The following is a 25301-nucleotide window of genomic DNA, read 5'->3' as shown; positions in this document are numbered from 1 at the left end:
CAACTTCGCTGACCGGTCGGTCGCCACCTCGGACCCGTTGAGATGATTTTGAAGGAGACTCATGTATCGGTGTGTTCGCCCCATTGGAGCAGCCCTGGCCCTGGCCCTTGCCGGTTCGTTCGCGGTCACTGCCACCGCCTCGGCAGCTGCGTCGCCATCGGGGCGCTCGGACCTTCGCGCGGTCGCCCCGGCCAGGGCCGCCGGCATCACCCAGGCCGGCCAGGCATACATGGGCTGGTCCGCCAAGGCTCATGGGGGGCCGGCCGCAGCGGGCCGTGCCACCACCGGCGCCATGCTGACTCCCAACCTCACTCCGACCTCCGGGCCGCAGGGCATCGACGTCTCCGCCTGGAATGGAGAAGTCGACTGGGCATCGATGGCGCGCAGCGGATCAACCTTTGCCTACGTCAAGGCGACCGAGGGCAACTACTACACGAGCTCCACGTTCGCTCAGCAGTACAACGGCGCCTACAACGCGGGACTTATCCGCGGCGCATACCACTTTGCCAACCCCAGCGTGTCCTCGGGCGCCGTCCAGGCCGACTACTTCGTCAGCCACGGCGGTGGCTGGTCTCCTGACGGTCGGACGCTGCCCGGCGTGCTGGACATCGAGTACAACCCCTACGGGTCGACGTGCTACGGCCTGACAACGAGCCAGATGAGCAACTGGATCGCCTCGTTCACCAGTCGGTACAACTCGCTTACCGGTCGCGACGCGGTGATCTACACGACGTACGACTGGTGGAGTCAGTGCACCGGCAACACCACCCGGTTCAACAGGACCAACCCGCTGTGGGTGGCCCGATACGCCAGCACCCCGGGCGTCCTGCCTGGACAATGGCCCGCCTACACATTCTGGCAGCATGCCTCAACACCCATCGACGAGAACTGGTTCAACGGCACGACAAGCCGCCTGAAGGTGCTGGCCCGAGGCACCTGTCTCCTGCCGCTGGGCGCCCCGACGCACCTCCGGGTGCTTCACGAGGGCATGACCGGCAGCGACGTGGAATACCTGCAGAAGGCGCTGAATGAACTCGGTGCCCACCTTGCGGTCGACCACGACTTCGGGCCCGCCACGCTGAGCGCCGTCAAGACGTTCCAGCGGGAGGCCCACATCGCAGTGGACGGCTCCGTCGGGCCGATCACCTGGTCGCACCTGAAGGCCGAGCTCGCGAGCAAGGCGTGCAAGTAACGACTCGTAGAGCCGTCGTCCAAGCACTCTCGCAAGCCTTCGGGTTGGGCGCGACACTGGAAGCGTGAGAGTTGTCGGGCTCGTCGTCGTGGTCGGGTGGACGGCATTCTGGCGGTATTGGGCTCGTTGCCGCCTCCTCGATGAAGCGGGTGGCCGGGTGCGGTGGTCCCGCGCGGTTCGCGTAAGGATGGTGCTCGTAGTCGTGGTGATCGCGCTGGTCCGGCTGGGCGTCGTCCAGCCGGGTGCCTTCCGGCACGAGAGCCTCCGGACGGGCCCGTGGGAAGCAGTCGCTGGGCTGGTGCTCCTCGCCCATGGGCTGGGTTTCGCCGTCTGGGCGAGGGTGCACATCGGGCGCAACTGGGGCACGCCGATGACGCAGAAGACGGAGCCGGAGCTGGTCACCAGTGGCCCGTATCGCCTGGTCCGCAACCCGATCTACTCAGGGATCATCGTCGCCGGCGTCGGCACCGCCGTGGCACTGAACTGGCTGTGGCTCATCATCGTGGCGCTGCCCGCGAGCTACTTCATCTATAGCGCGATCGTCGAGGAGCGCTACCTGGCCGAGCAGTTCCCGGAGGCCTACCCGGGCCTACAAGCGCTCGACCCGGATGTTCCTCCCGTTTATCTTCCAAGTCGGCGCCGCCCGGACTGATGCGTGCGTCTGGGCAGCACTCGACTACACCTGGCGAACGAGGTCAATCCAGAATCGGTCCTCGCCGTGCCGTGGGGCATCGGGCTCGCCGCCGTTGCGGAGGATCACCCGGCGGGATGCTTCATTGTCCGGATCGCAACAGAGCAGGACGCGTTGCAGTCCGAGCGTTCGGCAGCGGTCCAACCCAGCGCTGAGCATCCGGGTGGCATGTCCCTGTCGACGCCAGGGGGCCACGACGTGGTAGCCGATGTGTCCGCCCTCTTCGTCGGCCAGGTCGCCGTTGAGCTCGTGCCGGATGACGAGCGTGCCCAGGTAGTACTCGCCCGCGACGTACCAGAACAGAGTGCTGGGCACCGCCCACCGCTGCTTACTCCGCGACGAACGTCGACGAACCGGCCAAAGTCATCGCTGGCCGCGGCCAGCCACTTCGTATTCGCCCCGCGCAGCACGTAGTCGGCCTGCACCTCGATGACCGAGCGGGACGACGGGCATCCAGCACGCCGGGCGGCGATCGTCGTCAGCGTTGGTGGGGCCGGCGGAGGGCGCGGGGCAGGTAGGTTGCCCCCGGCGCGGCGGCCGTCGTCGACATGATGTCGGACGGGTTGGACACCTGGCATCGCTGCAGCGAGAGGCAGCCACAGCCGATGCAGGAGTCCAGGCCCTCGCGCAGCTTGGTCAGCGCCGCGATCTGCTCATCGAGCCGGCCTCGCCAGTGCCTCGACAGTCGCTGCCAGTCGGCCTTGGTCGGCGTGCGCTGGTCGGGCAGGGCGTCCATCTCGCTGCGAATCTCGTCGAGTGTGAGCCCCACGTTGCTCGCGGCCCGGATGAAGGCCAGGCGACGCAGGACGGCCCGCTCGAACCTCCGTTGTCCGCCACTGTTGCGCGTCGCGTGGATCAGGCCCTCCGACTCGTAGTAGCGGATCGCCGAGGCGGCGAAGCCGCTGCGCTGCGCGACCTCTCCGACCGCAAGCAGATCATGTTTGTCCATGTTTACCCCTTGACATGAAGTTGACTTTAACTTCAAGGATGCAGGAAGAAGGCAATCCGATCAAGGAGTTACGACATGCAGGTCAAGACCGAACGACAGGTTGCACTGGTGACGGGAGGATCGGCCGGTCTGGGACTCGAGCTGGTGCGCACGTTGGCCACCGAAGGCTGGACCGTCGTCACCGACGGGAGAGACCGGACTCGCCTGACCGCGGCGGCGGAGCGGGACAATGTCGTACCGGTCCCGGGCGACGTCACAGATTCCGAGCATCGGCTGGCCCTCGCGGCCGTCGTGCACGACCTGGGCAGGCTGGACCTGCTGGTCCACAACGCCAGCACCCTTGGTCGATCCCCGCTTCCCCCGCTGCGCGACGTCGGCATTGACGACCTGAGGAAAGTGTGGCGCGCCAACCTCGGCGCCCCGCTGGTGCTGACCGGTGCGCTCTTGCCGCAGCTGATCGAGTCGCGCGGCATCCTGCTGTCGATCTCCTCCGACGCGGCGATCGAGCACTACGAGGGGTGGGGCCTGTATGGAGCGTCCAAGGCAGGACTCGACCACGTCACCTTGACGTTCGGTGCGGAGAACCCCGAGATCACGGCATACGCCGTCGACCCCGGCGATATGCGCACCCAGATGCACCAGGACGCGTTCCCGGGTGAGGACATCAGCGACCGTCCACTGCCGGCCACGGTGGTGCCGCACCTGATGGCGCTGCTGGAGCAGCGACCTGCCTCGGGCCGGTACCGCGCACACGACTTCGCCACCCCCGACGCCGCCGTCTCGGCAGGAGCCACCCCGAAATGAAGACCTTGAGCAGCACACCGACAACGCACTTTCCGCAACCGGATCTCAGCATCGCACCCGCTCCCGCCGAGCAGCGTGGCCTTGCCAGAGACGAGGTGCGCCTCCTGGTGGCGACACCAGCCGGCATCACGCACGCACGATTCCGTGATCTGCCCGACCAGTTGGTGCCCGGCGACCTGGTCGTCGTGAACAACTCGGCCACGGTGGCGGGCGAGATCGACGCACGAATGGATGCGGGGGGACGGGCTGGCACGAAGATCGTGCTGCATGTGGCCGGTCAGCTCGATGACGGCGGCTGGGTGGTCGAGCTGCGCACCTGGCCGGATGCGTCGGCGGCGATCCTCGGTGCCGAGCCGGACGTCCACCTGGAGATCGGCGATCTGACGCTGACCCTGCTCGCGCCGTACCCGGGAGAGGGCTCGACGCCGACCGGGCACGGCAACCGCCTCTGGCGAGCCACGGTCGACGGCAACCTGAGGCGCGCGCTGGACGAGGGAGGACGACCGATCGCCTACGGCTACCTGGACCGGCGCTACCCGCTGTCGGCCTACCAGAGCGTGTTCGCGACCGTGCCGGGCAGTGCGGAGATGCCCTCCGCCGGGCGTCCGTTCTCGCAGGCGGTGATCACCCGGCTGGTGGCCGCCGGGGTCTCGATCGCTCCCGTCACGTTGCACACCGGGGTCTCGTCCCAGGAGGCCGGTGAGGCGCCGCAGACCGAATGGTTCGAGGTGCCGTCCTGGAGCGCGGCACTCCTGAACGCGACGCGCGCTGCGGGTGGCCGAGTGATCGCGGTGGGTACGACGGTCACCCGGGCGCTCGAGTCCGCGGTCGGTGCTGACGGGAGCGTGCACGAGGCGCGGGGCTGGACCGACCGGGTGGTCTCACCGCAGGATCCGGCACGGGTCGTCGACGGACTGATCACCGGATGGCACGATCCGCAGGCGTCTCACCTGCTGCTCGTCGAGTCCGTCGCGGGCTCCGAGCTGACCCAGGCGGCCTACGACGCGGCGGTGGCGCAGGGCTATCTCTGGCACGAGTTCGGCGACTCCGCGCTGCTCCTGCGAGGAGCGAGCCAGAGCACTCTGTCCGGATGTGACCTTGGTCACCGGGCATGAGGGGGGCGGGCCCGTGGTCAGGGCGGCGCCGAAACCCTGAGACACTATGCCTTATGTCAGAAAAGACCCGCGGTGACGTGCGCAACGTCGCCATTGTTGCCCACGTCGACCACGGCAAGACCACGCTGGTGGACAAGATGCTGTGGCAGACCGGCGCCTTCAGCGACCGCCAGACTGTCGAGACCACCGGTGAGCGGGTGATGGACACGGGTGACCTGGAGCGTGAGAAGGGCATCACGATCCTGGCGAAGAACACCGCGATCCACTATCGCGGCAAGGGCGCTGCCGAGCGTGGCCACGGCGACGGCGTGACGATCAATATCATCGACACCCCTGGGCACGCCGACTTCGGCGGTGAGGTCGAGCGTGGCCTGTCCATGGTCGACGGCGTGGTGCTGCTGGTCGACGCATCCGAGGGTCCGCTGCCGCAGACGCGTTTCGTCCTGCGCAAGGCGCTGACCGCCAAGATGCCGGTGATCCTGTGCATCAACAAGGTCGACCGCCCGGACAGCCGCATCGCGGAGGTCGAGGAGGAGACCTACGAGCTCTTCATGGACCTGCTGGAGGATGCGTCCGCGGACGCCGACCAGCTGGACTTCCCGGTGGTCTACGCCTCCGCGAAGGCCGGCATCGCCTCGCTGACCCGGCCCGCCGACGGCGGGCTGCCCGACGGCGACGACCTCGAACCGCTCTTCCAGACGATCCTCGAGACGATCCCCGCGCCGGCGTATGACGACGAGGCGCCGTTGCAGGCGCACGTCACCAACCTCGACTCCAGCAACTTCCTCGGCCGCCTGGCGCTGTTGCGGGTGCGCAACGGTGAGATCCGCAAGGGCCAGCAGGTCATGTGGTGCCGTCACGGTGGCACCCAGCAGAAGGTGAAGATCACCGAGCTGCTGATGACCGAGGGCCTGGACCGCAAGCCGGCGGAGAAGGCCGGCCCCGGCGACATCATCGCCGTCGCAGGGATCCCGGAGATCACCATCGGTGAGACGCTCGCGGATGCCGACAACCCGATCCCGCTCCCGCTGATCACCGTCGACGAACCGGCGATCTCCATGACGATCGGCATCAACACCTCGCCCATGGCCGGGCGGGTGCGGGGCGCGAAGATCACCGCCCGACTCGTCAAGGACCGCCTGGACCGTGAGCTGGTCGGCAACGTGTCCCTGAAGGTGCTGCCGACCGAGCGCCCGGACGCCTGGGAGGTTCAGGGGCGAGGTGAGCTCGCCCTGGCCATCCTGGTGGAGCAGATGCGCCGCGAGGGCTACGAGCTGACCGTGGGCAAGCCGCAGGTCGTCACCAAGGAGATCGACGGCAAGCGGCACGAGCCGGTCGAGCGGATGACCATCGACACCCCGGAGGAGTACCTCGGCGCGATCACCCAGATCATGGCGGCCCGCAAGGGTCGGATGGAGCAGATGACCAACCATGGCACCGGCTGGGTCCGGATGGAGTTCCTGGTGCCGTCTCGTGGCCTGATCGGCTTCCGCACCGAGTTCCTGACCGAGACCCGGGGCACCGGCATCGCCCACCACGTGTTCGAGGACTACGAGCCGTGGTTCGGCCCGATCGTGACACGCCTGTCCGGCTCACTGGTGGCCGATCGCACCGGCGCCGTCACGGCATACGCCATGGTCAACCTGCAGGAGCGCGGTGTGCTGTTCGTCGACCCGACGACCGAGGTCTATGAGGGGATGATCATCGGCGAGAACTCCCGCTCCGATGACATGGACGTGAACATCACCAAGGAGAAGAAGCTCACCAACGTGCGCGCCTCCAGCGCGGACAACTTCGAGAAGATCTTCCCGCCGCGCAAGCTCTCGCTGGAGCAGTCCCTGGAGTTCTGTCGGGAGGACGAGTGCGTCGAGGTGACTCCCGACGAGGTGCGTATCCGCAAGGTGATCCTGGGTGCGAGTGAGCGTGGGCGGGCGGCCGCTCGCGCCCGTCGCTAGACCCAACCCCGCGAAGTCCTCGCTCGTGCCTCCCCCGCTGGCTGAAGCCAGTGTGCCAGCGGGCGGTACCCCCATCGGTACTTCGCGCGGACTCCGGCCAGTGGTGGACCGACAGTGTCAAGATGCGAATGTAGACGCCATGACTCGACTGCTATTCGTGCACGCGCACCCCGACGACGAGTCATTGTGGACCGGACTGGCGATCGCGCATCATGCCCGGCTCGGCGACGAGGTTCACGTGCTGACCTGCACTCTCGGGGAGGAGGGCGAGGTCATCCCCTCGGACCTGGCGCACCTCGAGCTGCCGGCCGGTCGGCCACGGGACCCCGAGGCGCCGGATCCGCTGGCAGACGTGCGGCGCGCCGAGCTGCGCGCTGCCGTGGCCGAGCTCGGCGTCACCTCCTCGGTGGTGCTGGGGGAGCAGGGCGGTCCGGAGCGGTCCTACCGCGACTCGGGGATGGCCGGCACGCCGTCGGCGGCACACCCGCGAGCGTTCGCTCGGGCTCCGCTGTCGGAGACCGGCGCGCTGATCGCCGCGCACCTCGACCGGCTGGCCATCGAGGTCGTCGTCACCTACGACGAGCACGGCGGTTATGGCCATCCCGACCACATCCAGACGCACCGGGCGACCCGTGAGGCCGTTCGCACCTGCTCCTCGGCGCCCCGGATGTATGCCGCCGTCACCCCCGACTCGTGGGCGCGCGAGGACCGTGCCTGGCTGGCCCAGCACGTCCGGGAGCCGGGCGTGCTGGTCCCGGCCCAGAGCGACGCGTACCCGCCGTCGGTCGTGGCGGACGAACTGGTCACCGATAGTGTTCAAGACGCGCAGGCAGGTGCGATGCAGGCCGCCGCGCTGCGCCGGCACCGGACCCAGGTGATGGTCCACGACGGCTGGTTCACCCTGTCGAACCGTGTTGCGGCACGCCTGTCCGGACGCGAGGGGTATGCCCGGGTGGACCCGGAAACCGGAGCATTGGTGGCGCCACAGCACAGTGGCGAAGGCCGATCGGAAAGGGGGCGCCGAGATGAGTGAAGCGGTGGACGTGCCGGACGTCGATCCGGACGAGTACCGGCAGGTCATCGGCAGATTCGCGAGCGGAGTCACGGTGGTCACGACTCGTGACGGTCGTCTCGATCACGCGATGACCGCCAACGCCCTGATGTCGGTGTCGCTCGATCCCGTTCTGCTGTGCCTGAGCGTCGAGTGCGAGGCACGCTTCCACGATGCGGTCGTGGAGGCGGGCGTATGGGGTGTCAGCATCCTGCCGTCGAGCGCCCGGGCCACCGCGGCCTGGCTGTCCACCCGGGGGCGTCCACTGCACGGACAGCTGGAACGGATACCGCACACCTACGGCCCGGCGACCGGTGTGCCGTTGCTGGACGACTCCCTCGCGTTGCTCGAGTGTCGCACTGTGGACACGCATCCGGCAGGTGACCACACGCTCCTGGTCGGCCACGTAGTGTGGATGGCGACCACAGAACACCCAGGGGACGCACTCGTGTACTACCGCGGCCAGTTTGGAGCCCTTCCGTGACCTGCGACCCCGCACCGTCCGCCCCTCGCCGGCGTCGAGGTCGCAATGTCGTCCTCGGGGCACTCGGGGGCGTCGTCGTGCTCGCCGGTGCCTACGTCGCCCTGGCCGCCTGGCAGACCGGCAAGGTGCCGAAGGGGACCACGGTTGCCGGTGCCGACATCGGTGGCCTGTCGAAGTCGGCGGCCCAGACCACAGTGGATGCGGCCGTTGCGGGGCAGCTTGATAAGCCCGTCACCATCGCCGTGAACAGCAAGTCGCTGACGCTCACCCCCTCGAAGGCGGGGCTGTCCTTCGACACTGCACACGTCCTGGACGACCTGACCGGGTTCACTCTCGATCCCGCGACGGTGCTCGGGCACTTCACCGGCGGCCCGGATCGCACCGTTCCCACCCAGGTCGACAGGCCCGCCCTGGCGGCGGCGGTCCAGCTCGCCGGTGAGAGCATTCACGGCTCGCCGGTCAACGGGTCGGTGACGTTCAATGACGGCAAGGTCGACGTGGTTCGGTCCAAGCCGGGGACCGGTATCGACAGCACGGCGGTGGCGAGCACGATCGCCAAGAGCTGGCCGCAGAAGCACCAGTTCACCGCAACGGTGGACGAGCAGCCGGCGCCATTGACCAACGCCGAGATCGACACGTTTGTGAGGACGTTCGCCAACAAGGCGATGGGCGGCCCCGTCACGGTCAAGGCCGGCGCCAAGACCACCAAGTTGACGCCCACCATGATCTCCGGTGTGTTGAGCGCGAAGGTCGCCGACGGCAAGATCGGTCCAGTGGTCGACAAGAAGGCGCTCGACGCGCTCCTCGACGAGGTCAGTGCGGACCTGGTCACTGCACCGGTCAACGCCAAGATCACGCAGGTGGGTGGCAAGACGACCGTTCTCCCGGCGAAGGACGGCAACACCCTCGACCCGGCCGGTGCGGATGCCGCACTGCTGAAGGCGCTGACCGCGCCGGACCGCACCATGAGCGTCCGGACCAAGCCTGAGAAGGCGCAGGTCAGTGCCGCCGAGCTCAAGCAGACGCAGAAGACCGACAGGCATGAGCTGGTCTCCACGTTCGTGTCCAACTTCCCCACGGGGCCGCAGAACGCCGCCCGCACTCAGAACATCAAGGTCGCGCTCGCCAGGATCAACGGCACCTATGTGGCGCCGGGTGAGCAGTTCAGCCTGCTCAAGGCACTGACCCCGATCGACGGGTCGAACGGATACATCAACGCGCCGGTGCTCGTCGATGGCGTGGACGTGCCCGGCATGGGTGGTGGCATCTCGCAGGTGTCGACCACGCTGTACAACGCCACGTTCTTCGCCGGTCTTCAGGAGGACGAGCACACCGCTCACGGCTACTGGATCGCTCGGTATCCCATGGGCCGTGAGGCCACACTGTGGGTGCCGACGATCGACAACAAGTGGACCAACGACTCGGGGCACGGCATCACGATCCAGGCAGGCATCGAGGGCCATGCAGCCGTGATCCGGCTTTACGGCACCAAGGTGTTCAGCGTGACCTCACACACGGGGAATCCGTTCAACATCGTTGCTCCGAAGACGCGCACGCTGCACACCAAGCACTGCATGACGCAGCCACCCGTCAAGGGGTTCGACGTCACAGTGACCCGGGTGGTCACGAAGGCGGGAAAGGTCGTCAAGAACGAAAGTCTGACGACGCACTACGACCCCGCCGATCGCGTGATTTGCGAGTAGCGGCAGATGCTTTCGACCATTGGGGTGACTGTGACCACTGAACTGACCCAAGCGCTACGTCGTGCCGGCGTGGGTGATGTCCTGTCCGACGGACTCAGCCGTGCCGCATACTCCAGTGACGCGTCGCTCTATCGGCTGGTGCCTCAGGTGGTCGTGCGACCTCACGAGCGTGACGAGGTGTTGGCCACTTTGGCCGTATGCCGTGACGCCGGAGTGCCGTTGGTCGCCCGAGGCGGGGGCACGTCGATCGCCGGCAACTCCATCGGCGAGGGCGTGGTGATCGACTTCAGCCGATACATGAACCGCGTGCTGGAGTTCGACGCGTCCGCCGGCGCAGCGGTGGTCCAACCCGGCACGGTGCACGCCACTTTGCAGAAGCAGGCACTGGCTGAGGGCTGGCGATTCGGACCGGACCCGTCGTCGCACTCGCGGTGCACGGTCGGTGGGATGGTCGGCAACAACGCCTGCGGCTCACGGGCGCTGGGCTACGGGCGCACCAGTGACAACGTCCTGGCGCTGGAGTCGGTGACGGCCGCCGGTGAGGTCCTGCGCACGAGACATGGTGAAGATCGCGCCGATGTCGTTGCGGCGTCGCCGGTCTGGGCTGGGCTCGACGCGATCGCGCAAAGGCACCTGGGCGTCATACGGCCGGAGTTTGCCAGGTTCGGCCGCCAGGTCTCCGGCTATGCGGCCGAGCATCTGCTCCCGGAGAACGGCTTCGACGTCTCGCGGTTCCTCGTCGGCAGTGAGGGGACGCTGACGGTGCTGACCGAGGCGACGATGCGCCTGGTCAGGGAGCCTTCGCACCGGGTCCTGGTGGTGCTCGGATATGCCGACATCTACGACGCCGGTGACGCCGCTCCGTCCGTGCTGGAGTTCTCACCCATTGCGGCGGAGGGGTTGGACAAGCGCATCGTGGACATCCTGACCGCTCGTCGCGGGCCGTCCGCGGTGCCGGACCTGCCACGCGGGGAGGGCTGGCTCTTCGTCGAGATCGCGGGGGATGACCGTGCCGAGGTGATTGCGCGGGCGCATCGGGTGGCCGACGGGTGCGGCGCGTTGGACAGTGCGGTGATCGAGGACCTGGCGGTTGCGGCCACGCTGTGGCGAGTGCGCGAGGACGGGGCGGGCCTGTCCAGTCGCAGCGCCCGCGACCGGCCGGCGCATGCCGGGTGGGAGGACGCGGCGGTGCCACCCGGCCGGCTGGGCGCGTACCTGCGCGAGTTCGACGAGCTGATGTCCGCGCACGACCTGACCGGGCTGCCCTACGGCCACTTCGGTGACGGGTGCCTGCACATCCGGATCGACTTTCCGCTGGACCGGCCGGACGGGATGCAGGGATACAGCGAGTTCATCGATGCGTCGGCGGATCTGGTTGCCAAGTATGAGGGTTCGTTCTCCGGTGAGCATGGCGACGGGCGGGCGCGCAGTGGGCTGCTGCCGAAGATGTACTCGCCGGAGGTGATTGCACTGTTCGGCGAGGTGAAGCGCCACTTCGACCCTGCCGGGCTGCTCAACCCCGGGGTACTGGTCGACCCCGCTGCGCCGACTGACTATCTGCGCATACCGGCAGCCGGCAGGGTGTCGGAGCCACTGGCGCTGAAGTACCTTCACGATGGCGGTGACTTCGCGCAGGCCGTGCACCGGTGCACGGGTGTGGGCAAGTGCCGGGCCGACAACAGTGCTGCGGGAGGGGTGATGTGCCCGTCCTACCTCGCGACCGGCGAGGAGAAGGACTCGACCCGTGGCCGTGCGCGGGTGCTGCAGGAGATGGTCAACGGCAGTCTGGTGCACGGGTGGTCCTCACCGGAGGTGCACGACGCGCTCGACCTGTGTCTGTCCTGCAAGGGCTGCGCGTCGGACTGCCCGACCGGCATCGACATGGCCTCCTACAAGGCCGAGGTCCTGCATCAGACCTACCGCCACAAGCCGCGCCCGCGATCGCACTATGCGCTCGGCCAGCTGCCGCGCTGGGTGCGCCTCGGGGGCCGGATGCCGAAGATTGCCAACGTGATGCTCGGCCTTGGAGATAGGGTCGGGGCGTTCAAGCGACTTGCCGGGGTGGACCCGCGACGGTCTCTGCCGGAGCTCGCGCCGGTGACCTTCCGACAGTGGTGCAGCACGCACGGTGTGAAGACGGTCGAGGAGAGCGACGGGCAACCCGACCGGGTGCTGCTGCTCACCGACACCTTCACGAACCACTTCTCGCCGGAGATCGGCCAGGCGGCGGTGCGGGTGCTGCGCGATGCCGGTCTCGAGCCGGTGATCACGAGCCGCGACGGGTGCTGCGGGCTGACCTGGATCACCACCGGGCAGCTCGACGCGGCGCGCCGCATTCTCGGCAAGACACTGGACGACCTGGAGCCCGCTGTGCGGCAGGGGATCCCGATCGTCGGCCTGGAGCCGTCGTGCACGGCGGTCTACCGCAGCGACGCGCTCGAGCTGCTCGGTGAGGAGCGTGCGGGCGGTGTGGCACGGCATACCAAGACCCTCGCCGAGCTGCTGACCGGCCTCGACTCGTGGAGCCCCCCCGACCTGTCGGACGAGCGCCTGACGGCGCAGCCGCACTGTCACCACCATGCCGTGCTCGGCTGGTCGGCCGACGCCCAGCTGCTCAAGGACGCAGGTGCCGATGTGACGAGGCTGGCCGGTTGCTGCGGCCTCGCCGGCAACTTCGGGGTCGAAGAGGGGCACTACGACGTCTCGGTCAAGGTCGCCGAGCACCAGCTGCTGCCGGCGCTGCGGGCCGACCCGGATGCGACGCTCTTGGCAGACGGCTTCTCCTGTCGCACGCAGGCCGAGGACCTCGCCGACCGCAAGGGCGTCCACCTGGCCCAGATCCTTGACCCCCTCCACCGAGAGGTCACTTAAAACACCCGAGAGGTCACGAATAACACTCGAGAAGTCAGTTACAACACACGAAAGATCACTGCTGTCCCTCCGCGCGGGATCACCCTCTCCGGTTCTTCGCTGCGAGAAGAAGGTAGTGACTTCTCGACGGAGATTTGTGACCTCTCGGGTGTTACTTCTGACTTCTCGCGTAGTAGTACTCGTGGTGGATCGCGAAGCCCATCGAGCGATACAGCTCCACCGCGGCCTCGTTGTCCTCGCTGACCTGCAGATACACCAGCCGTATGCCGTGTGCCTGGGCCCGTGCGGCCGCCGTCGCCACGACCAGTCGCCCCAGGCCCTGGCGCCGGGCCTCCGACCGCACATTGATCTCGAACAGCCCCGCCCATCCCGCACTGATCGCGGCCCGGCCGACGGCTTGTGTCCGGTCGTGACGAGACGCGGTGACATACACGGGCTGCTCGACCCGGGTCAGCACCTTCTCGAAGGTGCCACGATGTGCCTGGCCGCGCTCCGAGGTGCCCGACCACCACGCGTCGGTGGGGGAGTCGGTCACGGCGATCTCGACGGGCGACGGCGACCCGACCGACCCCGGTGCCCAGGAGCCCCCGATCGAACCCGGCGTCGAGGAGGCCGCGACGACGGCCGCATCCGCAGTCATGATCAGCGTGCGCTGGAAGATCCGCCAGCCGCGCTGGACCAGTTCGGTGCCGAGAGCGTCTGCGGCCGGGTCGAAGCCCGTGGGCCCGAACAGCTCCATCAGCGCGGGCTGCCCGAGCGCGGCATACCACTGCTCGGCGTGGGTGACGGCAGCCGAGAGCGGCAGGCCGGGGTCGCCCAGTGGCAGGACAGAGTTGGCCCGACCGGTGTAGCCCTCCGCCGATCGCAACAGCCACCGCCCGAGCCACTGCGACTGCAACGGCGGCATCGCGGCCACCATCAGCTCCTGCAGGTCGTCCATGCCGATCGCCAGGTGTGGGCGGCCGCGTCGGGCGGGGGCCGGCGGCACCGGTTTGGCGAGGAGGATGGCATCCCTGGTGATCCGGACGGCGCCCCGGCGGCGGGTATGCACCGTCACCGTGTCCGCGGTGACGTCGATCACATCGCCGAGGGCATCGGTCGCCGAATCACCGGTGCGATAGCGGACCACCACCCGCATCCCGGGACGAAATCGTGTCGTGAGTTCGACCTCATTAAAGTCAGAGACCATCGTGTCGGCATACTAGAGAAGTACTGGCGGCTACCGCGCTCCGACCCAGAAGTGCACCGTTGGCCCATGAATGCAGGAGGATCGCTTCACATGACCTACGTCATTGCTCAACCGTGCGTCGACCTGAAGGACAAGGCGTGCATCGAGGAGTGTCCGGTCGACTGCATCTACGAGGGCAAGCGGACCCTCTACATCCACCCGGACGAATGCGTCGACTGCGGTGCGTGCGAGCCGGTCTGCCCGGTGGAAGCGATCTACTACGAGGACGACACTCCGGAGGAGTGGGCCGACTACTACAAGGCGAACGTGGAGTTCTTCGACGACCTCGGCAGTCCCGGCGGTGCCGCCAAGCTCGGCATGATCGACAAGGACCACCCGCTGATCGTCGCCCTGCCGCCGCAGTCACATGACGAGTAGGTCCCTTCCGGGCTTTCCCTGGGACTCGATAGCCGACGCGAAGCGGCTGGCCAGTGAGCATCCGGACGGCCTGATCGACCTCAGCGTCGGGACCCCGGTCGATCCGACCCCGCAGGTCCTGCAGGACGCGTTGAGTGCGGCCGCCAATGCTCACGGCTATCCGCAGGTGCATGGCACGCCGGATCTGCGCCAGGGTGTCGCGGACTGGTTCGCGAGGCGCCGAGGCGCCTCCGGCGTCGACCCGGACGGTGTCATGCCGACGGTCGGCAGCAAGGAGTTGATCGCCTGGCTCCCCACGCTGCTGGACCTCGGAGTCGGCGACGTCGTCGGCTGCCCGCACCTGGCCTACCCGACGTATGACGTGGGCGCACGGCTCGCGGGCGCCCGCCCCTGGGCGGCGCACAGTCTGCTGCAGTACGGCCCGACGCGTCCCAAGCTGCTGTGGATCAACTCACCGGGCAACCCGCACGGGCAGGTCCTCGGTCTCGAGCACCTGGCGAAGGTCGTCTCCTGGGCGCGGACCCGCGGCGTGATCGTCGCCAGCGACGAGTGCTACGCCGAGTTCGACTGGCGGGACGAACCCGAGGGACTGAGCACACCGAGCATTCTGGACGACCGGGTATGCGGTGGCAGTCACGAGGGTCTGCTGGCGGTCTACTCGCTGTCCAAGCAGAGCAGCGTCGCGGGATACCGGGCCGCGTTCGTGGCCGGCGACGTCAGCCTGGTCAATCGGCTGGTCCAGGTGCGCAAGCACGCCGGGATGATCGTCCCCTGGCCGGTGCAGCGGGCACTGCTGGCCGGTGTCACCGATGATGAGCACGTGGCGCAGCAGAAGGCGATCTACGCGCGACGCCGCGAGGTTCTGCGGGCCGCGATGGTGCAAGCAGGGTGGCAAATCGACTACTCGGATGCCGGCCTGTACCTTTGGGCTAGTCAGGGTATGTCGTGTCGCGCAAGCGTCGACGAGCTGGCACGGATTGGCATTCTGGTCACCCCCGGGGATTTCTATGGCTCCGCCGGAGACCAGCATGTGCGCGTAGCGTTGACTGCGACGGATGATCAGATCAGGACCGCGGCGGCCCGGATCACAGCTCGGTGGGCGTCGGCTTGACAGCCGGTCAAGACAGGCCTTCTTTTGACGGCAAGCCTGGCTGCTGGGACTTTGTGATCCTGGAGTAACGTCGCACCGGAGGACTTCCCGGTCTTTGTGGCCGGGCCCACAGAAGGACGGATTGCACATGACAGAACAGGCGTCTGCAACCTTCACCGCGGGAGACAAGAAGCTGGAATTCCCAGTCGTCCCCGCCACGGAGGGAAACGCAGGATATGAGATCTCTGCACTGCTCAAGGAGACCGGCAATGTGACACTCGACGTGGGGTATGTGAACACCGCGTCGTGCCAGTCGGCCATCACCTATATCGACGGCGGAGCCGGTATCCTGCGCTATCGCGGGTACCCCATCGAGCAGCTGGCGAAGGGCTCCACCTTCCTCGAGGTCTCCTACTTGCTGATCTACGGTGAGCTGCCGACTACGCAGCAGCTCGAGGAGTTCACCGGCAAGGTCCAGCGGCACACCATGCTGCAGGAGGACCTGAAGAACCTGCTCTCCGCATTCCCGCGCGACGCGCACCCCATGTCGGTGCTGTCCGCTGCGGTGTCCGCGCTGGGCACGTTCTACCAGGACAGCCTCTCGATCACCGACAAGGACCAGATCGAGCTGTCCACCATCCGGTTGCTCGCCAAGCTGCCGACGATCGCGGCCTATGCCTACAAGAAGAGCGAGGGACAGCCCCTGCTCTACCCGGACAACAGCCTCGGCCTGGTCGAGAACTTCCTGCGCCTGACCTTCGGCTTCCCGGCCGAGAAGTACGACGTCGACCCGGTGATGGCGAAGGCGCTGGACCAGCTGTTCATCCTGCACGCCGACCACGAGCAGAACTGCTCCGCGTCGACCGTGCGGCTGGTCGGCTCGGCCCACGCGAACCTCTTCGCGTCGGTCTCGGCCGGCATTCACGCGCTGTCCGGCCCGCTGCACGGTGGGGCGAACTCGGCCGTGCTCGACATGCTCGGTGAGATCCAGCGCGGCGACGACTCCGTCGAGACCTTCATGAAGAAGGTCAAGAACAAGGAGGACGGCGTCAAGCTGATGGGCTTCGGGCACCGCGTCTACAAGAACTACGACCCGCGTGCGGCGATCGTCAAGCAGACCATGGACGAGCTCCTGAAGAAGCTGGGCGTCAACGACCCGCTGCTCGACATTGCGCTGCAGCTGGAAGAGATCGCCCTGAAGGACGACTACTTCGTGGAGCGCAAGCTCTACCCGAACGTCGACTTCTACACCGGCCTGATCTACAAGGCCATGGGCTTCCCGACCCGGATGTTCACCGTGCTCTTCGCGATCGGCCGGCTGCCCGGCTGGGTCGCTCAGTGGCGCGAGATGATGGAGGACCCGGCAACCAAGATCGGTCGCCCGCGGCAGATCTACATCGGCGAGACGGAGCGTCAGTTCGTCCCGCTCGACAAGCGCTGAGCGCTCGCTCCAACGCCGAAGGGCGGCATGCCACCTGGTGTGCCGCCCGTTGCGTATGCTGGGCGCGTATCGAGGGGGAGACGCACCCGGGGGCACAGTTCCGCCAGGCCGCTACCGGGCCGACAGCCTGGCCGCGACGCTCCGATCACCGCTGCAAATCAAGGCGGTCGGCGACGCCCACGGCTGGTCGGTAGACTTCGAGCCGGACAAGCGGCAGACGGGCACGTTGGCAAGGTCACCAAGGCCACTGTCGGGCAACAGCTGGCGATCGTCGACGACCGGGCCGGTCATCACGGATGCGGTGACCATGGCCGTCGAGGATGGCCGAAGTCCAGGTGTCGAGATTCAGCCTGGATGCGACGCGGCGCGCGGTGCCGATTGAGTCGTCGCGATCGATCATGGAGGCATGGCAGCAGATTTGAATGACGTCAGATGGCCCGTGCAGACCCGTCGATTGCTCATTCGGCCCGCGACGCCGGCCGACACGGCGGCCACATGGTCGTTTCGTCGGCTCCCTGCCGTGGATCGGTGGATGTCGAGCCGCTCCGCGAGTCTGGACGAATACCGCACAAAGTTTGAGGATCCCGATCGACTTGCCAAGACCCTCGTCATCGAGCTGGACGGGGTGGTGATCGGTGATCTGATGCTCGCCATCGAGGACGCGTGGGCGCAGTCCGACATCCAAGAACAGGCCCGCGGTGTGCAAGCCGAGCTTGGCTGGTGTCTGAGCCCGGACCACACGGGCCAGGGGTATGCGACCGAGGCTGTCGCCGAACTCATCCGGATCTGTTTCGAGGATCTGGGCCTTCGTCGGATCAAGGCCGACTGTTTCGCCGACAACGAGGCGTCATGGCGGCTGATGGAGCGCCTGCACATGCGCCGCGAGCTGCATACCGTCCGTGAGTCACTCCACCGGTCGGGACAGTGGCTTGACGACTTCGGCTATGCGCTGCTTGCCGAGGAATGGCGCGCACACCGGCGCCACGGGTAGCGATCGGGGCATCGCCGTGTCGTAACCCCGGTCTACGCGTCGGGGCACGATGTCGTCAGCAGCGGGTTGGCGGCCATCGATCCGCGCGCCAGTCGCTCCAGGTCGCGAAACCGGCCGGGGGCTCGTCAAGAGGTTCCCCGCCATCGAGTTCACCTGGAGCAGGGACATCGAAGTGGGTCGCCCATTCGGCGAGATCGTCGTCAGTGATTTGCCAGGTCGTGTGGGGCGCTTCGGCGAGGCGCTGATCCAGTCGGACCCGCTGCTCGACCGGGGTGAGTTCGAAGTAGCGCATCTCCACCAGCGCACCGACGTCAACCGCGGCCTGCCTCAGCGCAGAGCGCTCATTGCGACTCCACAGGCCGAAGTCGATGACGACGTTGCAGCCGAGCTCCAAGGCGCGCAGCGCGACCTCGATGAGTCGTCCTTCGATCACGTCGGAGGCCGATGGCGGATTGTCGCGCCCGAAGAGAGCCTTCACCCATTCGTCCTTGGTGAGCCGAAGCGCGTGCTGGTCGATCTCGATGGAACGCGCCGCGGTGGTCTTGCCGGTGCCTGGTAGTCCCACGGTCAGGAACAGGGTCGGTTGCCTCATCATCATCCCTTCCAAGCGGACGCTCCATCTTTGCTGACATCCGGTCGCGCCGCGATCATCGTCGGCGCCGGATATCGGCGTGCGGAAGGCGCCGAGCCGCCATGCTGTGGTCCGTGGACATTCGGCACCTGGTGAGGCAGGACCGCTGGTGGCTCGCGAAGAGAAGGAGCGAGTTGAATGCGCGCCATCCGTGGAGCCACAACGATGCCTTCCACGCATGGATCATCACCCGGCTCCCCGCCCGGCGACGCGACGCATTGGACGTCGGATGCGGTTGTGGCGAGTTGGTGGCCGCTCTCGCGGAACCCTTCGACCGCGTCCATGGCCTCGATGCTGACGCCGACATGCGGCAGGCGTCCGCCACCCGTTTTCCTCTGCGTGGGACTTGCACGACCGGGGTAGGTGACGGACCTCCTCTGATGTTGCCGCAACGGTGACAAACTCGCTCATCGGGTGTGTGCGGCACCCGTGGGCTTCGCAGCAACCGTCCGGGCCGTCCCAGTTCCCGATCGCGGACCCTCGCCTCACCTTCGATGAGATCGAACACGCCGTGCGGCAGCAGCTTCCCGGCGCAGGGATGCACCATCACCTGGGTTTCCGCTACACGATCGAGTGGACGAAACCGGGCGAGTCATCGACCGGAAGCGATGGCGGGTCGGTGGCGGCAGCGATGGGTCTGAATCTCGGGTGACAGCCCGTTGGGGTGTGCGGCACCATGGACTGCCATGCATGCCTTTGTGCTGACGCGCACCCGTTGAGAACTGGCCTTCGCGCCCGTGCTTATCCGAGCACGGGCGATCTTTTCATCCCCGTTCTCAACTTGAGAGGCATCCCATGCGTATTCGCGTGTACCGCGACAGTGATCAGGACACACTGATCGCCCTGACGATCAGCACGTTCAGACCGTTCTATGAGCAGTCCTTCCCGCAATTGATGAATCACGACGAGCACGTCATCACTCATCAGCACGGTCAGTGGGAGGAGGACCACCGATGGCAAGTCCCGAGTTTGCACAGTCCTGCCGAGGGCAAGCATGTCGCCGTCGCCGTTGATGACGAAGACCAGATCACTGGTTACGTGGCGTGGTGTCCCGACACCTCTCGACCGACGCACGGCGAGATTGACATCATCGCGGTCGACGCCGGTCACCGGGGCGCAGGTATTGGGACCGCGCTGATGGAGCACGCGATGAGTCAGATGCGGGCCGATGGCATGAGGTTCGTCGAACTCGGAACCGGCGGAGATACCTTCCATGCCCCGGCTCGGCGACTGTATGAGGCGCTCGGGTTCTACGTGATCCCGACGGCTACCTATCTACGGTCGCTGTAACAATCTGGCCGGGGTGAAGTGATGCTCTCACCTCGCCCCGGCCAGGAACGCGAGCCGGGCACTGGCCTATCTCACGGAGCGAGATGGGTCGCCACGTGCTCACGCCAGGCGAACTCGTCGTCGGGACGGGTGAGGGCGTGCCGGCCCGGCCGCCCACGAAGCAGCTTCCCGGGAGACTGAATGACATCGAAGAGCTTGCGCTGACCATCACGGGGGAAGAGCTCGTCATGCCACTGAATGTGCTGCAGGACCGGCGCGCGTATGGCGGCGGCGGCTTCGATGATCAGGTCGCTGACCGTGAGGCCTTGGGGTAGGAGGTCGGTCTGGGTGAGGCCGAACTTTCCGATGACTGCGCACCGCAATCGGGGGCCGAGAGCGGCGCAGACCGGCAGCCCGTACCTGGCTCCCATTGACATGCCAAGGAATGCAACACCTCGCCCATCGATCCAGCCGGACTGTTCGGCTGCATCGAGCGCGCCCAACCAGTCTTGACGCATGCGGTCATGAATGATCCGGGCGCCGACCTGGACGATACGGTCCTGATAGTCCAACGGTCCGTCACCACCGACAGCTCGGTCTCCGTGAAACGGGCCGTCGATGGACAGCGACGCGATCCCCGCACGAGCGAACCACGTCGCCAATCGGACGTTGCGTTCGCTTCGCTTGTGGCCGCTACCTCCGTGCCCCAGCAAAACGACGGGAGCGACCGAGTCGGTCTCCGGTCGCCACAGCACACCAGGCACCTCCCGCCCGTTGTGATGCAACCCGAAACTGACCTCACGGATGATGCCATCGTGCGCATCACCGGTGACCTGCAGCCCATCCACCCCGACATCACACCACGGCGTGGCCGAGCCCGGTCGATGCCGTCTGCGGATGGGGACTGTTGCTCGTGGCACGCGGCACCTCGTTGTCGGTGGCAGCGACTAACCTGAGAGGTATGAGTGATCGACCGGTCTTCCACACCCTGGCTCTCGACTGTCCGGACCCGCGGGCCCTGGCCGCGTTCTACGCGGATTTGCTCGGCTACGCCGTCACCGCCGACAGCGACGACGACTGGGTCACGATCACCGGGCCGGGGCCGCAGCTGAGCTTCCAGCTCGCGCCCGACCACGTGCCGCCGACCTGGCCGAAAAATGATGTCCCTCAGCAGGCGCACGTCGACTTCTTCGTCACCGACATCGCCGCCGCGCACCAGCGAGTGCTGGCGCTCGGAGGCCTAGCGATCGACCCGGTCGAGCCGCCCGCGCCGTCGCCGCCGCGAGGTTTCCGCGTGTACGCCGACCCGGCCGGACACCCGTTCTGCCTGTGTCGACCCACGCGCAACGCCTGGTGACAGCATTCGTCCGCGGTTTTCCATCCGGGTGAGAACCGGCGCCGCGATTCCGGTACGACCACCGGTTCGACGCGAGTCGCCACCCCGAGGTACTCGCCGCAACCCGATCGACCTGCGGAGCGCGCCACATGGGGGATCCGTTCGAAACAGGACGATCAGGTGTCAATGTATGACCGGTCCGCAGCGATATCGCGTTATCTTGCCCAAAATTGCGAAATACGACCAGATAAAGCGATCTCGAGCACGGGTAAGACGGGAAATTGCGATGCCGGCAAGGGACGCGCCCGGACACGTAGCCGTCAGGTATGACGAGCGGATCTTTTGTCGGCGACCTGGAGGCAGAGTGCTGGCATCTCGACACCTATGTGCGCGCCGGCGGCACTGGCTGGCGCTGCCGGTGGTCGCAAGCGACCGACACCATCAAGGATTGACCGCGCAGCTTCGGGGAGAGGAACACATCATGAGCGCCGAGCTGCAACGAATCTTCGACGCCGACACCCGGCCGACCATCGTGTGCCTGTGCGGTTCGAGCCGGTTCTACGACGAGTTCCAGCAGGCCAACTATGACTTGACCATGGCGGGCGAGATCGTGCTCTCCATCGGTTTCTGCCCACACGCCAGGGCCCAGCACCGGCACGGTGACGGCGTGAGTCACGACTCGGTCGAGGAGGTCGCCCTGGACGAGTTGCACAAGCGCAAGATCGACCTGGCCGACTACATCTACGTACTCGACGTCAACGGGTATGTCGGCGAGTCGACCAAGTCGGAGATCGCCTACGCCTCACGGCGCGGCATCCCGGTCGATTACCTGTCCCAGCAGCAGCGGTCATGAGCACCCCGCAGCCGGCGTGGCGCCCGCCGTGGGAGTTGGCCGACCGATGACTGTCCGCATCGATATCGCACCGTCTGGACCGACCCTCGCGCGAGATCGCACTATCTTGCCCAAAATTGCGAAACGGGACCGGATAATGCGATCTCGATGAGGGTCAGGCGACGGCGGCATAGAGCAGCATGTCGACCCGGTTGCCGTCGATCACCTGATGGCTTCGCAGGAGGCCTTCGCACTGGTAGTCGGCGGTTTGAGCGGTCCTTTCGGAGGCCGTGTTCCAGGGCTCGATGTAGAGCTCGATGCGCTGGACCTCGGGCAGGGTCCAGGCAAAGGTCGTGAGGGCCCGAAGCGCCTCACCCGCCAGGCCACGCCCGCGGTGCCTGGGCGCGATGGCGTAGCCCGCGGTGGCGCGGCCCTGCTCGATGGACGTGAGCCAGAGGCCGGCCCCTCCAACGGCCTGATCGGTCGTGGTGAGTGCGATGCAGAAGGAGTATCCGGTCCCGGTGGCCAGCCGGTCATGTTGGCGTTCGATGTAGCCCAGCGCTCCGGCACGGTCCGTGTTTGCAGGCAGCGTGCCGATCAGCGGAACGTAGGGGTCTGTGGACATATTGAGCAGCATCCCCACATCCCTGTCGTTGAACGCGCGAAGCCGCACCTCACCGTGGCGCGGGAGGTTGCGCGGCATCCGCAGCGGGAGTTCCATGCGCCCAGCATCCAGCACCCGTAGGGCCGACCGCGAGTGTCCGGCGTGTCGGGTTGGTCAGAGCGTGCTGACACCCGTTGCGATCAGCAGCACGTAGATACCTGCGTAGATCAGTCGTTCGGCGGCGCCGAAGTAGCGGTGCCGCGCGTCGAGGCGCCTGGTGATGAACAGACCGACGAGCCCGATCACGAGAAGCCAGAACGCGGCGTCGAAAGCGTCGTGGTATCCGGAATTGAACGGCAGTGGGGCTGTCTCTCGCATGCGGGTGGCGGCGACGGTGACGGCTCCGAACGCGCCGAATGCAAGCATCACGTGGGTCGTCCCGTGACTCGACCGGGGCTGCCCGGGCGCGTCCATCGGCCACCAGGAGATCGCCAGCCGGCACAGCCCGAACACGACGAGCATGGCCACGATCGTGAAGCGCTGCCGTGGCGGGTAGGCGATGGCGACGGCTGCCGCGGCGCTGAGCCCGGCCACGCCGAGCGCGACCGTCAGCACGCGGTAGCCCCGGCGGTAACGGGTGATCCCATACTGACTGACCGGGTCGTGGGTCGGCGACAGTCCGGTGGGCAGGGCATGCAGGACGATCATCGCGGCCAGAGCGACGGTCGTCGCGGCCAGATCGACGCCTGCTACCAGCGGGGAAGTCATCGGCGGCGAGCCTCGTCGCCGGCTGCGGGAGGCTCATCGCACGCCACAACCGCGCGAGCGCGGCAAGGGGACCGACTGTTTCGTGAACCAGATGAGCAACTAGGTTGCATACCTAGTAGAGTGCGCCGGTATGACTCATATGTCAACGCCCGCATACCGATTCGGCGACCTGCTGGCCCTGGCCCGGCAGAGTTGGCTGGCGCAGATGGCCGACGGACTGCACGCGGTGGGCTACCCCGACTACCGCCGCAGCGACGCGTTGGTGCTGCGGTTGCTGGGCCGTGGCCCGGTGTCGATCGGCCGGCTCGGGGATGCGCTCGGCGTGACCCGCCAAGCTGCCCGCAAGGTGGCCGACGGCCTGCAACGGCGAGGCTTCGCCACCACGGCGCGCGATAGGGCCGATGCGCGCCAGGTGAACCTCTCGCTCACTACCGAGGGCGAGGCCTACGCCCGAGCGGTGGCCACCGTGATCGAACGGCTCAACAGAGGCCTGTCCCGCCGCGTCCGCCCCGCCGACCTCGCCATCGCCGACGCAGTGCTGCGCGCTGTGCTCACCGACGACCACACCCGCAACATCGCCGCACACCTCGCGCCACCCGAAGACGAAAACCGCACCACAAGAGGGCCGTAAGGCGGTCTCCTACCGAACCCGATCTTGGCGCATGCGTGGGCTGCGTCGAGAACTGGTGCGTCGCCGTCTGGCCCCACTCGTCGCCACACCTCGGCATCCGGAAGCGCAGATTCGTTGACACGGGCGCAGCCGCATCACCATAGTTGGTCGTGGAGGCCCTGACCTCGCGCACGTAGGCGATCCCGTGGCCTTGCACAGTCCTGCTGCAGCAAGGAGCCGGCGCAATGAAGCTGCCGCCGTTCGACTACCGCGCACCGCGGTCGATGGACGAGGTCCTGTCACTGCTGGCCGAGCACGGCGGTGATGCGAAGGTGATCGCAGGCGGTCAGAGTCTCGTGCCACTGCTGGCCCTGCGCATGGCCCGCCCGGCCGTGGTGGTCGACATCGGCCGGGTGCCCGGCCTCGGGGAGCTCGAGGTCGACGATGGCACGGTCGTCGCCGGTGCGATGACGCGCGAGCACGCCGCGGAGACCTCCCCTCTCGTGCGGCAGCACGTTCCTCTGCTTGCCGACGCCATGCCGCTGATCGGCCACCCCGCGATCCGGTGCCGCGGCACCGTCGGCGGGACCATCGCGCATGCCGACCCGGCGGCGGAGGCACCCGCGGTGGCACTCGCACTGGATGCCGAGATCGTGGCTCGAAGTGCTGCGCGCGGCACCCGGACCATTGCCGCGGCCGAGTTCTTCCAGGGCTTCCTGACCACTGCCCTCGAGGAGGACGAGGCCGTGACCCAGGTTCGGTTTCCGATCGCTGCACCGCGCACAGGGGGGTGCTTCGACGAAGTGGCGCGCCGGCACGGCGACTTCGCCATTGCGGGAGTGGCGACGCAGGTGCGACTGGACGAGCACGGACGGATCGAGGATGCCCGAATCGTGCTGATCGGGGTCTCCGATGTGCCACTGCGACGCTCGAAGGCGGAGCAACTCCTGCGCGGACAGGTCCCGACCGCAGCGGTATTCGACGCGGCGGCGGACGCTGCGGCAGCGGACCTGGCGCCGGCGCCGGACCTGCACGGCAGCAGTGCCTATCGGGTGCACCTCGCTCGCGTGGTCGTCCGCCGGGCGCTGGACAAAGCGGCACAACGTGCGGAGACGGCATGAAAAGCACCCAACGAAGTCCTCGCTTCGCTCGGTACTTCGAGGGGACCCCGCATGAGCACCCCACGAAGTCCTCGCTTCGCTCGGTACTTCGAGGGGACCCCGCATGAGCACCCCACGAAGTCCTCGCTTCGCTCGGTACTTCGAGGGGACCCCGCATGAGCACCCCACGAAGTCCTCGCTTCGCTCG

General features: G+C 67.2%; 29 protein-coding genes. 21 read left to right on the top strand and 8 right to left on the bottom strand.

The annotated features are described in order from the left end of the window. Positions 1-61 precede the first annotated feature (61 nt). Both FGL98_RS16890 and FGL98_RS16885 read left to right on the top strand, forming a co-directional pair. Complete coding sequence (locus tag FGL98_RS16890; RefSeq protein WP_146318611.1) at positions 62-1192, top strand: GH25 family lysozyme; 1131 nt, start codon at positions 62-64, stop codon at positions 1190-1192. Between the two features lie 64 nt (positions 1193-1256). Next, positions 1257-1844 carry a methyltransferase family protein gene (locus FGL98_RS16885; protein ID WP_146318610.1) on the top strand — a complete coding sequence of 196 codons (588 nt, stop codon included), beginning with the start codon at positions 1257-1259 and terminating at the stop codon, positions 1842-1844. A gap of 24 nt (positions 1845-1868) precedes the next feature. Here FGL98_RS16885 and FGL98_RS25845 read toward each other — a convergent pair whose 3' ends face one another. Together FGL98_RS25845 and soxR are read right to left on the bottom strand one after the other, a co-directional pair. Continuing rightward, the gene (locus FGL98_RS25845; protein WP_222432227.1) at positions 1869-2198 is read right to left on the bottom strand and encodes a GNAT family N-acetyltransferase; all 330 of its coding nucleotides are present in this window, start codon (positions 2196-2198) and stop codon (positions 1869-1871) included. A 163-nt stretch (positions 2199-2361) separates the two neighbouring features. Further along, positions 2362-2832, bottom strand: coding sequence for a redox-sensitive transcriptional activator SoxR (gene soxR, locus FGL98_RS16875; protein WP_146318608.1), 471 nt, complete (start codon positions 2830-2832; stop codon positions 2362-2364). Between the two features lie 75 nt (positions 2833-2907). Here soxR and FGL98_RS16870 point away from each other — a divergent pair, with 75 nt between their 5' ends. The 7 genes from FGL98_RS16870 to FGL98_RS16840 all read left to right on the top strand — a co-directional run bounded on the left by FGL98_RS16870 (position 2908) and on the right by FGL98_RS16840 (position 12815). Then, complete coding sequence (locus FGL98_RS16870) at positions 2908-3636, top strand: SDR family oxidoreductase (protein WP_146318606.1); 729 nt, start codon at positions 2908-2910, stop codon at positions 3634-3636. Next, on the top strand, positions 3633-4751 hold the full coding sequence (locus tag FGL98_RS16865) for an S-adenosylmethionine:tRNA ribosyltransferase-isomerase (RefSeq protein ID WP_146318604.1): 1119 nt from the start codon (positions 3633-3635) through the stop codon (positions 4749-4751). The genes FGL98_RS16870 and FGL98_RS16865 overlap by 4 nt, the downstream gene beginning before the upstream one ends. Positions 4752-4804: 53 nt before the next feature. Next, entirely contained in the window at positions 4805-6706 is a 1902-nt protein-coding gene (typA, locus tag FGL98_RS16860) for a translational GTPase TypA (RefSeq protein WP_146318601.1), read from the top strand. 139 nt (positions 6707-6845) lie between these two features. Further along, the gene (locus FGL98_RS16855; protein WP_146318599.1) at positions 6846-7739 is read left to right on the top strand and encodes a PIG-L family deacetylase; all 894 of its coding nucleotides are present in this window, start codon (positions 6846-6848) and stop codon (positions 7737-7739) included. Further along, positions 7732-8241, top strand: coding sequence for a flavin reductase family protein (locus tag FGL98_RS16850; protein ID WP_146318597.1), 510 nt, complete (start codon positions 7732-7734; stop codon positions 8239-8241). The genes FGL98_RS16855 and FGL98_RS16850 overlap by 8 nt, the downstream gene beginning before the upstream one ends. Then, on the top strand, positions 8238-9944 hold the full coding sequence (locus FGL98_RS16845; RefSeq protein ID WP_146318595.1) for a VanW family protein: 1707 nt from the start codon (positions 8238-8240) through the stop codon (positions 9942-9944). The genes FGL98_RS16850 and FGL98_RS16845 overlap by 4 nt, the downstream gene beginning before the upstream one ends. A gap of 30 nt (positions 9945-9974) precedes the next feature. After that, the gene (locus FGL98_RS16840; RefSeq protein WP_342779985.1) at positions 9975-12815 is read left to right on the top strand and encodes an FAD-binding and (Fe-S)-binding domain-containing protein; all 2841 of its coding nucleotides are present in this window, start codon (positions 9975-9977) and stop codon (positions 12813-12815) included. Between the two features lie 151 nt (positions 12816-12966). Here the strand turns inward: FGL98_RS16840 and FGL98_RS16835 are convergent, their stop codons facing one another. Then, a complete protein-coding gene (locus FGL98_RS16835) occupies positions 12967-14004 on the bottom strand; it encodes a GNAT family N-acetyltransferase (protein ID WP_146318591.1) in 1038 nt (345 codons plus the stop codon). Between the two features lie 90 nt (positions 14005-14094). Between FGL98_RS16835 and fdxA the strand changes: the two genes are divergently transcribed. The 3 genes from fdxA to FGL98_RS16820 all read left to right on the top strand — a co-directional run bounded on the left by fdxA (position 14095) and on the right by FGL98_RS16820 (position 16952). Further along, positions 14095-14421 carry a ferredoxin gene (gene fdxA / locus FGL98_RS16830; RefSeq protein ID WP_146318589.1) on the top strand — a complete coding sequence of 109 codons (327 nt, stop codon included), beginning with the start codon at positions 14095-14097 and terminating at the stop codon, positions 14419-14421. Further along, positions 14411-15532, top strand: coding sequence for a succinyldiaminopimelate transaminase (dapC, locus tag FGL98_RS16825; RefSeq protein ID WP_146318587.1), 1122 nt, complete (start codon positions 14411-14413; stop codon positions 15530-15532). Before fdxA ends, dapC begins: the two co-directional genes overlap by 11 nt. A 127-nt stretch (positions 15533-15659) precedes the next feature. Further along, the gene (locus FGL98_RS16820) at positions 15660-16952 is read left to right on the top strand and encodes a citrate synthase (RefSeq protein ID WP_146318585.1); all 1293 of its coding nucleotides are present in this window, start codon (positions 15660-15662) and stop codon (positions 16950-16952) included. A 111-nt stretch (positions 16953-17063) separates the two neighbouring features. Here FGL98_RS16820 and FGL98_RS16815 read toward each other — a convergent pair whose 3' ends face one another. After that, positions 17064-17261 (bottom strand): hypothetical protein, encoded by a 198-nt coding sequence (locus FGL98_RS16815; protein ID WP_146318583.1) that lies wholly within the window; start codon positions 17259-17261, stop codon positions 17064-17066. 97 nt (positions 17262-17358) lie between these two features. Here FGL98_RS16815 and FGL98_RS16810 point away from each other — a divergent pair, with 97 nt between their 5' ends. After that, positions 17359-17943, top strand: coding sequence for a GNAT family N-acetyltransferase (locus tag FGL98_RS16810; protein ID WP_146318581.1), 585 nt, complete (start codon positions 17359-17361; stop codon positions 17941-17943). A gap of 55 nt (positions 17944-17998) precedes the next feature. Here the strand turns inward: FGL98_RS16810 and FGL98_RS16805 are convergent, their stop codons facing one another. After that, positions 17999-18535 carry a P-loop nucleotide/nucleoside kinase family protein gene (locus FGL98_RS16805; protein ID WP_246136603.1) on the bottom strand — a complete coding sequence of 179 codons (537 nt, stop codon included), beginning with the start codon at positions 18533-18535 and terminating at the stop codon, positions 17999-18001. Positions 18536-18636: 101 nt separating this feature from the next. On the opposite strand from FGL98_RS16805, the gene FGL98_RS27160 reads away from it, so the two are divergent. The 3 genes from FGL98_RS27160 to FGL98_RS16795 all read left to right on the top strand — a co-directional run bounded on the left by FGL98_RS27160 (position 18637) and on the right by FGL98_RS16795 (position 19864). Then, complete coding sequence (locus FGL98_RS27160) at positions 18637-18972, top strand: methyltransferase domain-containing protein (RefSeq protein ID WP_425461005.1); 336 nt, start codon at positions 18637-18639, stop codon at positions 18970-18972. After that, positions 18969-19226 carry a hypothetical protein gene (locus FGL98_RS25835; RefSeq protein ID WP_222432225.1) on the top strand — a complete coding sequence of 86 codons (258 nt, stop codon included), beginning with the start codon at positions 18969-18971 and terminating at the stop codon, positions 19224-19226. The genes FGL98_RS27160 and FGL98_RS25835 overlap by 4 nt, the downstream gene beginning before the upstream one ends. Positions 19227-19369: 143 nt before the next feature. Beyond that, positions 19370-19864 carry a GNAT family N-acetyltransferase gene (locus FGL98_RS16795; RefSeq protein WP_146318577.1) on the top strand — a complete coding sequence of 165 codons (495 nt, stop codon included), beginning with the start codon at positions 19370-19372 and terminating at the stop codon, positions 19862-19864. A 71-nt stretch (positions 19865-19935) separates the two neighbouring features. On the opposite strand, the gene FGL98_RS16790 is transcribed toward FGL98_RS16795, so the two are convergent. Further along, positions 19936-20763 (bottom strand): dienelactone hydrolase family protein, encoded by an 828-nt coding sequence (locus tag FGL98_RS16790; protein WP_146318575.1) that lies wholly within the window; start codon positions 20761-20763, stop codon positions 19936-19938. 41 nt (positions 20764-20804) lie between these two features. Here FGL98_RS16790 and FGL98_RS16785 point away from each other — a divergent pair, with 41 nt between their 5' ends. The 3 genes from FGL98_RS16785 (at position 20805) to FGL98_RS16780 (ending at position 22032) form a co-directional block, all read left to right on the top strand. Further along, a complete protein-coding gene (locus tag FGL98_RS16785; protein ID WP_146318573.1) occupies positions 20805-21200 on the top strand; it encodes a VOC family protein in 396 nt (131 codons plus the stop codon). Positions 21201-21505: 305 nt separating this feature from the next. After that, positions 21506-21631 carry a hypothetical protein gene (locus FGL98_RS26755; protein ID WP_281289186.1) on the top strand — a complete coding sequence of 42 codons (126 nt, stop codon included), beginning with the start codon at positions 21506-21508 and terminating at the stop codon, positions 21629-21631. Between the two features lie 29 nt (positions 21632-21660). Continuing rightward, positions 21661-22032 (top strand): hypothetical protein, encoded by a 372-nt coding sequence (locus tag FGL98_RS16780; protein WP_146318571.1) that lies wholly within the window; start codon positions 21661-21663, stop codon positions 22030-22032. A gap of 154 nt (positions 22033-22186) precedes the next feature. On the opposite strand, the gene FGL98_RS16775 is transcribed toward FGL98_RS16780, so the two are convergent. Together FGL98_RS16775 and FGL98_RS16770 are read right to left on the bottom strand one after the other, a co-directional pair. Beyond that, entirely contained in the window at positions 22187-22732 is a 546-nt protein-coding gene (locus FGL98_RS16775; RefSeq protein ID WP_146318569.1) for a GNAT family N-acetyltransferase, read from the bottom strand. A gap of 57 nt (positions 22733-22789) precedes the next feature. Further along, positions 22790-23383, bottom strand: coding sequence for a DUF998 domain-containing protein (locus FGL98_RS16770; RefSeq protein ID WP_146318567.1), 594 nt, complete (start codon positions 23381-23383; stop codon positions 22790-22792). Positions 23384-23513: 130 nt separating this feature from the next. On the opposite strand from FGL98_RS16770, the gene FGL98_RS16765 reads away from it, so the two are divergent. Further along, positions 23514-24014, top strand: coding sequence for a MarR family winged helix-turn-helix transcriptional regulator (locus FGL98_RS16765; protein ID WP_146318565.1), 501 nt, complete (start codon positions 23514-23516; stop codon positions 24012-24014). Between the two features lie 224 nt (positions 24015-24238). Further along, complete coding sequence (locus tag FGL98_RS16760; protein WP_146318563.1) at positions 24239-25114, top strand: FAD binding domain-containing protein; 876 nt, start codon at positions 24239-24241, stop codon at positions 25112-25114. Positions 25115-25301: the final 187 nt, after the last annotated feature.

It is taken from the genome of Leekyejoonella antrihumi, assembly GCF_007845645.1.
GTDB lineage: Bacteria > Actinomycetota > Actinomycetes > Actinomycetales > Dermatophilaceae > Leekyejoonella > Leekyejoonella antrihumi.
Note: the sequence above shows the minus strand (reverse complement) of the source record. Positions and strands in the feature narration are given on the sequence as shown.